This window comes from Citrobacter amalonaticus Y19 (assembly GCF_000981805.1).
GTDB lineage: Bacteria > Pseudomonadota > Gammaproteobacteria > Enterobacterales > Enterobacteriaceae > Citrobacter_A > Citrobacter_A amalonaticus_C.
The window spans coordinates 1824414-1838661 of record NZ_CP011132.1; the positions used below are offsets into that span (position 1 = coordinate 1824414).

A 14248-nucleotide genomic window follows, 5' to 3' on the forward strand; every position below is an offset into this window, starting at 1 on the left:
TGCCGATTCCCCATAAAGCGTGCGTATAAAAAAACGGCACTGGATACCAGCGCCGTCTCTGTTGGTTAATTATAACGTCTGGTTACTTCTTAATACCCATCTCTTCTTCGAGCCAGGCCTTAAATTCGCTGCCAAGTGAATTATGTCGAATGCCATATTCCACAAATGCCTGCATATAACCTAATTTATTGCCGCAGTCGTGGCTCTTGCCTTTCATATGATAGGCTTCGACAGTCTCTTTTTCGATCAGCATATCGATAGCGTCAGTCAACTGAATTTCGTCGCCTGCTCCCGGAGGGGTTTTCGCCAGCAGAGGCCAGATATCCGCGCTCAGCACGTAACGGCCAACAATCGCCAGGTTTGACGGGGCAACATCGGCTTTCGGTTTCTCAACAACGCCCACCATCGGAACGCTTTCGCCCGGTGCCAGCGGCACGCCTTTACAGTCAACAACACCGTATGCGGTCACATCAGCGACCGGCTCAACCATAATCTGGCTATTTCCGGTTTCATCAAAACGACGAATCATTTCAGCCAGGTTATCCTGGGATAAATCGGATTCAAACTCATCAAGAATAACGTCAGGCAGTATAACGGCGACAGGATCATTACCGACCACCGGATGGGCGCACAATACCGCGTGGCCCAGGCCTTTTGCCAGCCCCTGACGAACCTGCATTATCGTGACGTGCGGCGGGCAAATAGATTGCACTTCTTCGAGTAACTGGCGCTTAACGCGTTTTTCAAGCATTGCTTCCAGTTCAAAACTGGTGTCGAAGTGGTTTTCGATCGAATTTTTCGATGAGTGAGTCACCAACACAATTTCAGTGATGCCCGCAGCAATACACTCGTTAACGACGTACTGAATTAATGGCTTATCAACCAGCGGCAACATCTCTTTCGGGATCGCTTTCGTCGCCGGTAACATCCTGGTTCCTAACCCCGCTACCGGGATAACGGCTTTTTTGACTTTCGAGTTAATGGCAGCCATTTAAATTCTCCTGGACTGTTCATGTATTGAACGTGTTCATCAATCTGTATCGCATCGAGTATATCAGGACTGACACAAGCCTCAGGTCCGAAAAGGATGCGTGTTCGTATAATTAAGATAAATACGTATAAGACTGGCGCTGATAGTAACACCCGCAGAGAGAGGCAGGTATGGCAATTTGCATCTGCCCTCTCGATTGTTCATTCCGCAGACAACATAAGACGCAGTCGGCCACCTCCCCCCCAAATTTGACACTGCCAGGCGTCGCAGCGTTGACTAATTTGATTGAGATAGGTATTGCCTAACGTTCCCAGCGGAACGCCGTTACTGATCTGCACATTATGCGATCCGGTATTTAATGTCGCATTGAGTCCGGCAGAAACCAGAATCAGGTTTTTAAGCTCACTATGATAATAGCCGACTAATAGGGGGAACTGTCCGGGTAAATTGGCCTGGCGGAGCAGATGGTTGACCTGTTTCAATAATGCCCCGAGTTCCGGCAGGCGCTGATTCTGATGCGCGAGCTGATCCTGCAACAAGCCATTAAATAATGCCCGCAGGAGCAATGCCGCCAGCACGCCATTGTCACCTGCCCGGGTAACATCCAGACAATAAAAGGCGAGATCGTTATCGGAAAGCGGCGCGATATCCAGAACCAGTCCAGGCTTATCCGCCGAAACCAGTTGTCGGTAATTGACCCGGCAATGCGAAATAACCTGTTGTACCGGAGGCTGAAGTTCCTGAAGTAATTTCGCGGCGGCGGCGGGATTGTCCACCATCGCATCCCAGTCGCGAAACAGGCGCTCTTCTTCTTCAACACGGGAATTAAACATGTTCGGATAAAGGCAGGCAAACACGGTTTCCCGCAGCCGGGTCAGGTCCTTTACCGGTTTCAGCAGAACGTCATCCACACCGAGGCGTAACGCTTTGGCAATATCCGCCATATTTTCTGTCGCCGAGATCACCAGAATCGGCGTCTGGTCACCACGGTTTCGCAAATGTTCCACCAGACTGAGGCCGTTCATTCTTGGCATGGCGAGATCGCAAATCATAAGATCGGGCGTGAAATCGGCTAAACGGTCCAGTGCCTCTAAGCCATCGCCCGCCAGTGCCGTTGTCGCGCCCATAGAGGAAAACCAGGAATCCAGAAGCGAGCGGAAAACCGGCTCGTCCTCAACGATTAGAATCTGTTTTCCGACCAATGGCTGCGTCATGTTCTCTCCCCTGACTGGCTTTACTCAATAGTGGCATGCTATTGCCACACACGCCTGTCAGAATATGCTTAAGTGTAGTTAAAAATGGTGCGTCAAACGCCGGCACGCACCAGAGGCAAAAGTTCGTCCATCTTTTTCTCTACCGCTAACCGCCCTGCTTCTATGGCAGCGCTGGCACGATGAAAATCCAGGGTGGAGATTTGTGGACAGAACGGTTGAATTAAGATGTCCGGTGGGTCGCCCGCCATGCGGTTGCGTTTCAGGCGATTTTCCAGCACCTGAATCGAGGTGGTCATGATTTCCATCGCGGTTGGCGCGGTCACCACGCGGCGCGCGGTGATATTGCCCAGACGTTCTTTCAGACGTGCATGCCAGGAGAGTCCTTCGTCATCCCCCTCTGGACTGTCATCACTGACGTTCAACGACAGTAAATCCTGCTGCATCAGATGTGCATCGTGTTGCAGATCGACGGCAATCACAATGTCTGCGCCCAGCGCACGGGTCAACGAGATGGGAACCGGGTTAACGACGCCGCCGTCCACCAGCCAGTAGCCATTGTGGGCGACAGGGGACATCAGGCCGGGAATACTGCAGGAGGCGCGAACGGCAAGATGGAGATCGCCCTCCGTAAACCATAATTCGCGGCCCGTACTGAGATTGGTCGCCACCGTGGCGAAACGACGGCTGCACTGTTCAATTTCAGCCACCGGCATGACGTTGCGATATTGATTGAAGACACGCTCGCCGCGCAGCAGTCCGCCCCTTCTCCAGGACAGATCCATCAGACGCAGGACATCCCAGTAGCTGAACGAGCAGACCCACTCTTCAAGCGCGGGTAATTTATTACAGGCATGGGCTGCACCAACCAGCGAACCGATGGAACACCCTGCGACGATGTCAATATCAATGCCCATGTGTTTGAGGGCTTTGATGACGCCAATATGTGACCAGCCTCGCGCAGCACCTGAGCCTAGCGCCAGACCTATTTTCATTTTTCTCATTTGACCGACAGACTTCCCCTGGCTTACGGGCGTAGCAACATCTCCAACGCTCAGTTAACATAGAGCTACCCAGGCTTTTTTATACGCCGTTTTTTTATCAGGGAGTTTTTTTGTGTCTCAACTTTGTCCCTGTGGTAGCGCAGTCGAGTATAGCCTATGTTGTCACCGATATCTGTCTGGTGAACAAGTCGCACCCGATCCATCGCACCTCATGCGTTCGCGCTACTGCGCTTTTGTGATGAAAGACGCAGATTATTTAATCAGGACCTGGCATCCGAGCTGCCACGCGGCCCGTTTCCGCGATGAGATCGGTGCCGGATTTGCCACGACCGAATGGCTGGGACTGACCGTTTTCGAACACATCGTGTCAGAGGCGGACAACACCGGCTACGTCAGTTTTGTCGCCCGTTTTCGCGAACACGAAAAGACGGGCGCTATCATTGAACGTTCTCGTTTTTTAAAAGAAAACGGTCAGTGGTACTATATCGATGGTACCCGCCCGCAATTGGGACGCAACGACCCCTGCCCTTGTGGCTCAGGTAAAAAATTTAAAAAATGCTGCGGCTAGTCAACTGCCCGACAGTATTCACTCAGCAAACATCATCAACAGGATTACCGCTGCAATGCATTCTTTACAACGAAAAGTGCTTCGTACCATCTGCCCTGACCAGAAGGGGCTTATCGCGCGTATTACGAATATTTGCTACAAGCATGAACTGAATATCGTGCAGAACAATGAGTTTGTAGACCACCGCACCGGGCGCTTTTTCATGCGTACCGAGCTGGAAGGGATTTTTAACGACTCCACGCTGCTGGCCGATCTGGACAGCGCCTTGCCGGAAGGTTCCGTTCGTGAGTTGAATCCCGCCGGGCGTCGTCGCGTGGTTATTCTGGTCACCAAAGAAGCGCATTGTCTGGGCGATCTGTTAATGAAGGCCAACTATGGCGGGCTGGATGTGGATATCGCCGCGGTGATTGGTAATCATGAAACGCTGCGTTCGCTGGTTGAGCGTTTTGACATTCCTTTCGAACTGGTCAGTCATGAAGGTTTAACTCGCGAAGAACACGACCAGAAGATGGCGGATGCGATTGACGCACACCAGCCGGATTACGTGGTGCTGGCGAAATATATGCGCGTGCTGACGCCTGAGTTTGTTTCACGTTTCCCGAATAAGATAATCAATATTCACCATTCGTTCCTGCCCGCCTTTATTGGCGCACGACCTTACCATCAGGCGTATGAGCGCGGGGTGAAGATTATCGGCGCGACGGCGCACTATGTGAATGACAATCTGGACGAAGGTCCGATCATCATGCAGGACGTTATCCATGTGGATCACACCTACACGGCGGAAGATATGATGCGCGCCGGGCGCGACGTCGAAAAGAACGTTCTGAGCCGCGCGTTGTATCAGGTGCTTGCCCAGCGCGTATTTGTCTACGGCAACCGGACGATTATTCTTTAATCGACTGAGAAATGAATTGGTTACCTTTACACCTTTGCGGGTAAAAATCAGGCAACCAGTTTATTTTTCTCACCGGAATGCTTTACAGGGGCGCATCATTTGATATGATGCGCCCCGCTTCCCGAAATGGAAGCAGGCCAGTAAGACGCATTACCCCGAGGTGGGGTTCCCGAGCGATCAGGGAGCTGACTGCAAATATGCCGTCATCGACTTCGAAGTTCGACTCGAGCATAGCGAGAGAGCGTTACCGCAGGTAACGATAATCCTTCATGCTGTGAAACACCAAACCCTGTGGTGGGGTTCCCGAGCGGCCAAAGGGAGCAGACTGTAAATCTGCCGTCATCGACTTCGAAGGTTCGAATCCTTCCCCCACCACCATCTCAACGCTCAAGCATCACACCCCTGGCGGGGTTCCCGAGCGGCCAAAGGGAGCAGACTGTAAATCTGCCGTCATCGACTTCGAAGGTTCGAATCCTTCCCCCGCCACCATCTTCCAGACAAAATCCAGACATTCATACTTATGCAATATTTCATATTCCCACTGGGGAAGGATGAGAAGCTTCGACTAAGGTTCGATTCGAGCACAGCGAGAAAGCGTTGCCGCAGGCAACGACCCGAAGGGCGAAGCGCGCAGCGCTGAGTCATCCTTCCCCCGCCACCATCACTTCTCTGTTGCACTTCAGACACATCAACTTTCTGTATTCTCTATTTATTCTGCCCTGGCATGAAGCATCGTCTTTGCCCGGTGGCACTTCGTTTACCGGGCCTACCAGATCGCCATCATGTAGGTCGGATAAGCGTAGCGCCATCCGACAATTCAGGTCGCACGACCCCATAAAAAAACCCTGCCGAAGCAGGGTTTAGCAGCACAAAAACCGTATCAGTGACGGGCGCGAACAATCTGGTATTTGCGCGTCAGGTACTCGACCGGCGCGCTCCAGATGTGCACCAGGCGGGAGAACGGGAACAGCAGGAACAGCGTCATCCCCAGCACCAGGTGCAGACGGAAGATAAACGCCACCCCCTCCAGATGCGCTGACGCCCCACCGTGGAAGGTCACCACAGACTGCGCCCAGCCCACCAGTTTCATCATTTCGCTGCCGTCCATGTGCTGGGCGGAGAACGGAATGGTCGACAGCCCCAGCGCACACTGGATCACCAGCAGCGAAAGGATCAGGATATCGGCCCCGGTGGTGGTCGCCCGCACGCGTGGGCTGAACAGACGACGCTTAAGCAACAGCACACCGCCGACAAGACACATCAGGCCCGCCGCACCACCGCCAATCATCGCCATCTTCTGTTTCACGTCGATAGGCAGCCAGGCTTCATACATCCAGTGCGGCGTCAGCATACCGAGGAAGTGGCCGGCAAAGATCCCCAGAATCCCGAAATGGAACAGGTTCGATGCCATGTTCATCCCCTTGCGATCCAGCATCTGACTGGATGCGGCGCGCCAGGTGTACTGACCGTAGTCGTACCGCAACCAGCTACCAATCAGAAACACGGACCCGGCAATGTACGGGTAGATGTCAAAGAAGAACATATTCAGGAAGTGCATTATTGCTGTCCTCCGGTGGAGATATTCAGATATTGCGGCGCAACGGCTCCGGCGAAACGACGCTGATGAGCGGAAATTTCAGACTCGCCGCAACCCTTGTCGGCAAAGAATTTCACCTGCTCTTCTTCCCAGACCGCATCGAGCGCTTGCGGGGTATCATCGCGAACTTCCTCCGCTATTTTTTCCGCGACTTTGTCACTGTCGATCGCCGCATTTGCCAGCCTCAGCAGCAGGTCGAACAGCACCGCATAGCGGCTTTCACGCTGTTGCAGACGCGCGCTCAGCAGCGCCAGAATCGGGGCGATATCCTGCAATCCACCCAGCGCCTCGCGCTTGGGCAACTGCGCCAGGTATTCCAGATACAGCGGCAGATGGTCCGGCAGCTCGCGGCTGTCGAGCTGTAAACCGTGCTGCTCGTACTGCGCCATCAGGTCAACCATCGCCTGACCACGGTCGCGGGACTCACCGTGGACGTGTTCGAACAGCAACAGCGAGGTTGCCCGACCGCGGTCGAACAGTTCGCTGTAATTGGCCTGCACATCCAGCATCTCCTGTGCGGTTAAATCGCGCAGGAAAACGCTGAGCGTATGCGCATCCTCTTTGTTGAGATTTTCAGATGACGCGAGTGCATCGTACAGTTCCTGCTGATGCTGCCACAGGGCAGCATCCGGGTACTCGAGCAGACGCGAAACAATGACGAGTTCAATCATTGGTGCGGCTCCGTTTTGCGCGTCACATCGATGGCATCGATGCGGCGGCTGTTAAACAGATTGAATTTGGTGTCAGAACCATGGCAACCGTCGCCGAAGGTAAAGCCGCAACCGCTTTTCTCCGGGAACGCGTCACGCGCCAGTTCACGGTGGCTACTCGGCACGACGAAGCGATCTTCATAGTTGGCAATCGCCAGGTAACGGTACATTTCCTGTGCCTGCGCTTCGCTTAAACCCACCTCTTCCAGCGCGCGGGTGTCCACTTTCCCGTCGACTGTTTCCGCACGTTTGTAGTGACGCATCGCCAGCATCCGTTTCAGCGCCAGTAGTACCGGTTGGGTATCGCCTGCGGTCAGCAGGTTAGCGAGGTACTGAACCGGAATACGCAGGCTGTCCACGTCCGGCAGAATGCCGTTACTGCCCAGTTCGCCCGCATCCGCCGCCGATTGAATCGGGGACAGCGGCGGCACATACCACACCATCGGCAGCGTGCGATATTCCGGATGCAGCGGCAGCGCCAGCTTCCAGTCCATCGCCATTTTATAAACAGGCGACTGCTGTGCAGCGTCAATGACGCTCTGCGGAATACCGTCTTTCAGCGCCTGTTCAATGACTGCCGGGTCGTTCGGATCGAGGAACACGTCCAGTTGGCGCTGGTAGAGATCTTTCTCATGCTCGGTGCTTGCTGCACTTTCAATCGCATCCGCGTCATACAGCAGCACGCCAAGATAGCGGATACGGCCGACGCAGGTTTCGGAGCACACGGTCGGCTGACCGGCTTCGATACGCGGGTAGCAGAAGATGCATTTCTCAGACTTACCGCTCTTCCAGTTGAAGTAGATCTTTTTGTACGGACAGCCGGTGATGCACATCCGCCAGCCACGGCATTTGTCCTGGTCGATCAGCACAATACCGTCTTCTTCACGCTTGTAGATGGCACCGCTCGGGCAGGTCGCCACGCACGCCGGGTTGAGACAGTGCTCGCACAGGCGCGGCAGGTACATCATGAAGGTGTTTTCAAACTGGCCGTACATCGCCTTCTGCATGTTTTCGAAGTTTCTGTCTTTCGACAGCTTCTCAAACTCACCGCCCAGATCGTCTTCCCAGTTCGGTCCTTTTTCGATTTTCGCCATCCGCTGGCCGGTAATCAGCGAGCGCGGGCGAGCAATCGGCTGCACTTTCGTGCCTTCCGGCGCGTTATGCAGGTTCTGGTAATCGTAATCAAACGGCTCGTAATAGTCGTCAATCCCCGGCAGATGCGGGTTGGCGAAGATTTTACCGAGCAGCATCGCACGGTTACCCATACGCGGCTGCAACTTGCCGTTGATTTTACGGATCCAGCCGCCTTTGTATTTCTCCTGGTTTTCCCAGTCGGTCGGGAAGCCCTGACCCGGCTTGGTTTCCACGTTGTTGAACCACGCGTATTCCACGCCTTCGCGGCTGGTCCAGACGTTTTTACAGGTCACGGAACAGGTGTGGCAACCGATGCACTTATCCAGATTCAGCACCATGCCGACTTGTGAACGAATTTTCATTTTACGCTCTCCTGTACCTGGTCATTGCCTTCGCCGTCCAGCCAGTCAATATTCTTCATCTTACGTACCACAACAAATTCATCACGGTTCGAACCGACGGTGCCGTAGTAGTTAAAGCCGTAGGCCAGTTGCGCATAGCCGCCGATCATGTGGGTCGGCTTCGGCGTAATACGGGTCACCGAGTTGTGGATCCCGCCGCGCTGCTCGGTGATTTCTGAGCCAGGAATGTTCACGATACGTTCCTGCGCGTGGTACATCATGGTCATCCCCGCTGGTACACGCTGGCTCACCACCGCACGCGCGGTTAACGAACCGTTGCTGTTGAACACTTCGATCCAGTCGTTATCCACAATACCCAGATCTTTGGCATCCACTTCACTCATCCACACAATCGGCCCCCCGCGACCCAGCGTCAGCATCAGCAGGTTGTCGCTGTAGGTGGAGTGGATCCCCCACTTCTGGTGCGGGGTCAGGAAGTTGAGCGCTTTTTCCGGGTTACCGTTGGATTTCTCGCCCATCACCGATTTCACCGAACGGGTGTCGATAGGCGGACGGTAAACCAGCAGGCTTTCGCCGAAATCGCGCATCCACTGGTGATCCTGATACAGCGACTGACGACCGGTCAGCGTGCGCCACGGGATCAGCTCGTGAACGTTGGTATAGCCCGCGTTATACGAGACGTGTTCGTCTTCCAGACCAGACCAGGTCGGGCTGGAGATGATCTTACGCGGCTGCGCCTGGATATCGCGGAAGCGGATTTTTTCCTCTTCTTTGTTCGTCGCCAGATGGGTATGGTCGCGACCGGTAAACTCGCTGAGCGCCGCCCAGGCTTTCACCGCCACATGACCGTTCGTTTCCGGCGCCAGCGTCAGGATCATCTCTGCCGCGTCGATGGCGGTGTTGAGCATCGGCTGACCTTTCGCCGGGCCGTCCGCTTTGGTGTAGTTGAGCTTACGCAGCAGATCCATTTCGCTCTGGGTGTTCCAGGCAATCCCTTTACCGCCGTTGCCGATTTTCTCCATCAACGGGCCGATGGAGGTAAAGCGCTCATACGTTGCCGGATAATCACGTTCTACGGTCATGATGTGCGGCGCGGTAACGCCCGGAATCAGGTCGCATTCGCCTTTTTTCCAGTCCTTCACGTCCAGCGGCTGCGCCAGTTCGGCAGCAGAGTCGTGCTGAATCGGCAGCGTGACGACATCCGTCTCTTTCCCGAGGTGTCCCACGCACACTTCTGAGAATTTCTTCGCGATGGCTTTGTAAATTTCCCAGTCGCTTTTTGATTCCCAGGCCGGGTCAACGGCGGCGGACAGCGGATGAATAAACGGATGCATATCCGAGGTATTCATGTCGTCTTTTTCATACCAGGTCGCGGTCGGCAGCACGATATCGGAGTACAAACAGGTGCTCGACAGACGGAAGTCCAGCGTCACCACCAGATCCAGTTTGCCGTCGAGACCGTTGTCCTGCCATTCCACTTCTTCCGGCTTCACGCCGCCCTGCTTGCCCAGGTCTTTGCCCTGAATCCCGTGCTCGGTCCCCAGCAGGTATTTCAGCATGTACTCGTGGCCCTTACCGGAAGAACCCAGCAGGTTTGAACGCCAGATGAACAGGTTACGCGGATGGTTTTTCCCGTTTTCCGGCTGTTCGGCCGCGAAACGAATCGAACCGTCTTTCAGGGATTTCACGGTGTAATCCACCGGCGTCATCCCGGCTTTCTTCGCCTCTTGTGCGATGGTCAGCGGGTTGGTGCCAAGCTGCGGCGCCGACGGCAGCCAGCCCATGCGCTCGGCGCGCACGTTGAAGTCAATCAGATGGCCGCTATAGCGCGATTTGTCCGCCAGCGGCGACAACAGTTCCTGCGCGGTAACCGTCTCGTAGCGCCACTGGCTGGAGTGGTTGTAGAAGTACGACGTGCTGTTCATGTGGCGTGCCGGACGCTGCCAGTCAAGGGCAAACGCCAGCGGCTGCCAGCCGGTCTGCGGACGCAGTTTTTCCTGGCCGACATAATGCGCCCAACCGCCGCCGCTCTGGCCGATACAGCCACAGAACACCAGCATGTTGATAAGCCCACGATAGTTCATATCGAGGTGATACCAGTGGTTCAGACCGGCACCGACGATGATCATCGAACGACCGTGGGTCTTATCCGCGTTGTCGGCAAACTCACGCGCAATGCGGGTGATCTGCGCACGCGGCACGCCGGTAATCTGCTCTGCCCACGCCGGGGTATACGCTTTAATGTCGTCATAGCTGGTTGCGCAGTTAGCATCGTTCAGACCGCGTTCCAGACCGTAGTTGGCCATCGTCAGATCATAAACGGTGGTCACCAGCGCCGTGGTGCCGTCTGCCAGCTGCAGGCGTTTCGCCGGCAGTTTGTGCAACAGCACGTTTTCCAGTTCGACTTTATTGAAGTGCTCAGTGCCTTCACCACCAAAGTATGGGAAGCCCACCTCGGCGATCTCGTCCTGGCTGCCCAGCAGACTCAGTTGCAGTTCCGTTTCGGCGCTGGTCGTACCGTCGCGCTGCTCAAGGTTCCATTTGCCTTTCTCGCCCCAGCGGAAACCAATCGAGCCGTTCGGCGCGACCATATCGCCATTGTTAGTAATGGCAACGGTTTTCCATTCCGGGTTGTTTTCCTGGCCCAGCGCGTCAACGAGGTCAGCGGCGCGCAGCATACGACCCGCAGCATAATAACCGTCACGCTCTTCCAGCATCACCAGCATTGGCATGTCGGTGTAGCGGCGCACGTAGTCGGTAAAGTACTGGCTCGGGTTATCGAGATGGAATTCACGCAGCATGACGTGACCCATTGCCAGCGCCATCGCCGCATCGGTCCCCTGTTTCGGCGCCAGCCAGAGGTCGCACAGTTTGGCGATTTCAGCGTAGTCCGGCGTTACAGCAACGGTTTTGGTGCCTTTATAACGGACTTCGGTAAAGAAGTGGGCATCCGGCGTACGGGTCTGCGGAACGTTAGATCCCCAGGCAATGATGTAGCTGGAGTTATACCAGTCAGCAGATTCCGGCACATCGGTCTGCTCGCCCCAGGTCTGCGGAGAAGCCGGTGGCAGGTCGCAGTACCAGTCGTAGAAGCTCAGGCAGGTACCGCCAATCAGGGAGAGGTAACGCGCGCCGGACGCATAGGAAACCATCGACATCGCCGGGATCGGCGAGAAGCCAGCCACGCGGTCCGGACCGTACGTTTTCACGGTATAGACGTTAGAGGCGGCAATCAGTTCATTAACTTCCTGCCAGGAGGAGCGGACGAAACCACCACGACCACGCGCTTGTTTGAAGCTTTTTGCTTTATCGGCGTCTTCGATGATGGAGGCCCAGGCGTCAACCGGATCGCTGTGCAGTTTCTTCGCTTCACGCCACATCTTCATCAGACGTTTGCGCATCAGTGGATATTTCAGACGGTTAGCACTGTAGAGATACCAGGAGTAGCTGGCACCGCGCGGACAGCCACGAGGCTCGTGGTTTGGCATGTCCGGACGGGTACGTGGGTAGTCCGTTTGCTGGGTTTCCCAGGTCACCAGACCATTTTTAACGTAGATTTTCCAGCTACATGAGCCGGTGCAGTTAACCCCATGGGTTGAGCGCACAATTTTGTCGTGCTGCCAACGCTGGCGATATCCATCCTCCCAGTCCCGGTTGGTATCGAGAAGCTGGCCGTGCCCATCGGCAAAGGTTTCACCCTTCTGCTTGAAGTAGCGAAACCGGTCCAGGAATTTACTCATCGGTTCTCTCCTGTGGAGCCTGACGGCTCTCTGATAAATCGACATTCAGAAAAATCGACATTGCTTGATTGAGAGCGAAGGTAACGCTCTGAAAGGGCGTGAGAATTGATAACGATCAAGGCAGAAAGGGATGAAAACGCGGGGTAAATTTTGACATACCCCTTTCGGATGATTTGATTTATTTGATTATTGCATTGATTTTATTAATTATTTTACCTATCGTGTTTTCAACTCGTGTTTAATTCTTTACAAGTGGGTATTAAGGGGTATGCCCCCTGGAGACACTTTTCGGATGAGGGAGTGGCAGAACGGTGCGAGTAATAAAATCAAAAGTATGTTGTAACTAAATAAGAGACAAAAAAAGCGCGGTCTAACGCCGCGCAAGGGGATAACACATGACTGCTCTTTTTATTTTTTCGAATGTCGCCCGTATACCAACCAGGTGATCACCACACAGGCGATATAGAAGATCAGGAAGATTTTCATCGCGCCAACCGGCGAGCCGGTTAAGGCAAGCGACGTACCAAAGGCTTTCGGGATAAAGAAGCCGCCAATGGCGCCAATCGCTGAGATAAAGCCTAACGCCGCCGCCGTATCGGTCGCCGCTTCGCGCATCGCTTTCTCTTCAGAGCCACCTTCCGCCTTCACGCGATCCATCGTCAGCTTACGGAAGATAACGGAGATCATCTGGAAGGTGGAGCCACTGCCCAGCCCTGCCGTCATAAATAGCGCAAGGAAGACCACGAAGAAGGCGATGAAACTGCCGCCGGTGCCGTTAGTCGGTAACGTCAGGAACAGCAGGCCGCTGAAAATGGCCATCAGCACGAAGTTCACCAGCGTGACGCGCGTTCCGCCTAAACGGTCAGAGATTGCCCCACCCGCCGAGCGCGCCAGTGCGCCGACAAAGGGACCAAAAAACGCATAGTGCAGGATCTGAATCTCCGGGAACTGCGTTTTTGACAGCATCGCAAAGCCCGCGGAAAACCCGATGAACGAGCCGAAGGTCGCCAGATAAAGCAGGCTCATGATCCACAGGTGACCCCGTTTGAGGACCGGCAGTTGCTCTTTCAGTGACGCTTTTGAGGTCGCCAGTTCGTTCATGCCGAACCAGGCCGCAAGGGTAAAGAGGACGAGGAACGGTACCCAGACCCACGCGGCATTCGCCAGATACAGTTGTGAACCGTCCGGTTGTTCAACGCCGTGGCTGCCAAAGATGGCAAAGACAGACAGGGAGACCACCAGCGGCGCAACCAGTTGCATGACGCTCACGCCCATATTCCCCAGACCGCCATTCAGCCCCAGCGCGCCGCCCTGCTTCTGCTTCGGAAAGAAGAAGCTGATGTTCGCCATACTGGAGGCAAAGTTAGCGCCGGCAAAACCGCAGAGCAGAGAGATCAGAATAAATGTGCTGAACGGTGTGGAGGTATCCTGCACCGCAAACCCTAACCAGACGCACGGAATAATCAGGATCCCGGTGCTGAACGCGGTCCAGCGACGTCCGCCGAAAACCGGTACCATAAAAGAGTAAGGCACGCGTAACAATGCGCCGGAGACCGACGGTAATGCCGTCAGCATAAACAACTGGTCGGTGGTAAAGTTGAAACCGACTTTCGGTAGATTCACCGCAACAGCGCTGAACAACATCCAGACGCAAAACGCCAGTAGCAGACAAGGGACGGAAATCCACAGGTTGCGACTGGCGATACGTTGACCTCGCTGTGCCCAGAACGCCGGATCTTCCGGCCGCCATTCTGTGATTACAGCTCCAGATGCCCTTTCCGGGGCGGATGAGTGACTCATAGACACCTCTGATACTCGATTCGATGCCTGCAACATTAGGGTTTACAGCGCGAGGTAAGTTGATATAAATCAAAGGAAAAGTTGTCGATATCACAGCAAAAAAATCATGATCACCCTAAGTGAGTAGGATAATTCGACAAGAAATACGTGGTTTTTCACAGTGCTGCCCGTTGCAGGTCCCCCCTTCCCTAAATCCTCTCCGATTGCGGCAATTAAGAGGTAACTCGTTTTAG

General features: G+C 54.6%; 10 protein-coding genes, 2 tRNA genes and 1 other RNA gene. 5 read left to right on the forward strand and 8 right to left on the reverse strand.

The window, feature by feature from the left end:
* Window positions 1-82: 82 nt before the first annotated feature.
* The 3 genes from galU to rssA all read right to left on the reverse strand — a co-directional run bounded on the left by galU (window position 83) and on the right by rssA (window position 3206).
* On the reverse strand, window positions 83-991 hold the full coding sequence (galU, locus tag F384_RS08190; protein WP_046481047.1) for a UTP--glucose-1-phosphate uridylyltransferase GalU: 909 nt from the start codon (window positions 989-991) through the stop codon (window positions 83-85).
* A gap of 200 nt (window positions 992-1191) precedes the next feature.
* Window positions 1192-2205: a two-component system response regulator RssB gene (rssB, locus tag F384_RS08195; RefSeq protein WP_046481048.1), complete on the reverse strand. Its 1014-nt coding sequence runs from the start codon at window positions 2203-2205 to the stop codon at window positions 1192-1194.
* Window positions 2206-2297: 92 nt separating this feature from the next.
* Window positions 2298-3206: a patatin-like phospholipase RssA gene (rssA, locus tag F384_RS08200; protein WP_046481049.1), complete on the reverse strand. Its 909-nt coding sequence runs from the start codon at window positions 3204-3206 to the stop codon at window positions 2298-2300.
* Window positions 3207-3318: 112 nt separating this feature from the next.
* On the opposite strand from rssA, the gene F384_RS08205 reads away from it, so the two are divergent.
* The 5 genes from F384_RS08205 to F384_RS28225 all read left to right on the forward strand — a co-directional run bounded on the left by F384_RS08205 (window position 3319) and on the right by F384_RS28225 (window position 5333).
* Complete coding sequence (locus F384_RS08205) at window positions 3319-3774, forward strand: YchJ family protein (RefSeq protein ID WP_046481050.1); 456 nt, start codon at window positions 3319-3321, stop codon at window positions 3772-3774.
* 55 nt (window positions 3775-3829) lie between these two features.
* Window positions 3830-4672 (forward strand): formyltetrahydrofolate deformylase, encoded by an 843-nt coding sequence (purU, locus tag F384_RS08210; RefSeq protein WP_046481051.1) that lies wholly within the window; start codon window positions 3830-3832, stop codon window positions 4670-4672.
* Window positions 4673-4965: 293 nt separating this feature from the next.
* Window positions 4966-5050: transfer RNA gene (locus tag F384_RS08215), tRNA-Tyr, on the forward strand.
* A 26-nt stretch (window positions 5051-5076) separates the two neighbouring features.
* A tRNA-Tyr gene (locus tag F384_RS08220) sits at window positions 5077-5161 on the forward strand.
* Between the two features lie 41 nt (window positions 5162-5202).
* A non-coding RNA gene (locus F384_RS28225) (RtT sRNA) lies at window positions 5203-5333 on the forward strand.
* A gap of 219 nt (window positions 5334-5552) precedes the next feature.
* On the opposite strand, the gene narI is transcribed toward F384_RS28225, so the two are convergent.
* The 5 genes from narI to F384_RS08245 form a co-directional block, all read right to left on the reverse strand.
* On the reverse strand, window positions 5553-6230 hold the full coding sequence (narI, locus tag F384_RS08225) for a respiratory nitrate reductase subunit gamma (protein ID WP_046481052.1): 678 nt from the start codon (window positions 6228-6230) through the stop codon (window positions 5553-5555).
* Window positions 6230-6940 carry a nitrate reductase molybdenum cofactor assembly chaperone gene (gene narJ / locus F384_RS08230; protein ID WP_046481053.1) on the reverse strand — a complete coding sequence of 237 codons (711 nt, stop codon included), beginning with the start codon at window positions 6938-6940 and terminating at the stop codon, window positions 6230-6232. Before narJ ends, narI begins: the two co-directional genes overlap by 1 nt.
* The gene (gene narH, locus F384_RS08235; protein ID WP_046481054.1) at window positions 6937-8475 is read right to left on the reverse strand and encodes a nitrate reductase subunit beta; all 1539 of its coding nucleotides are present in this window, start codon (window positions 8473-8475) and stop codon (window positions 6937-6939) included. The genes narJ and narH overlap by 4 nt, the downstream gene beginning before the upstream one ends.
* On the reverse strand, window positions 8472-12215 hold the full coding sequence (locus F384_RS08240; protein ID WP_046481055.1) for a nitrate reductase subunit alpha: 3744 nt from the start codon (window positions 12213-12215) through the stop codon (window positions 8472-8474). Before F384_RS08240 ends, narH begins: the two co-directional genes overlap by 4 nt.
* Window positions 12216-12623: 408 nt before the next feature.
* A complete protein-coding gene (locus F384_RS08245; protein ID WP_046481056.1) occupies window positions 12624-14015 on the reverse strand; it encodes a NarK family nitrate/nitrite MFS transporter in 1392 nt (463 codons plus the stop codon).
* Window positions 14016-14248 lie beyond the last annotated feature (233 nt).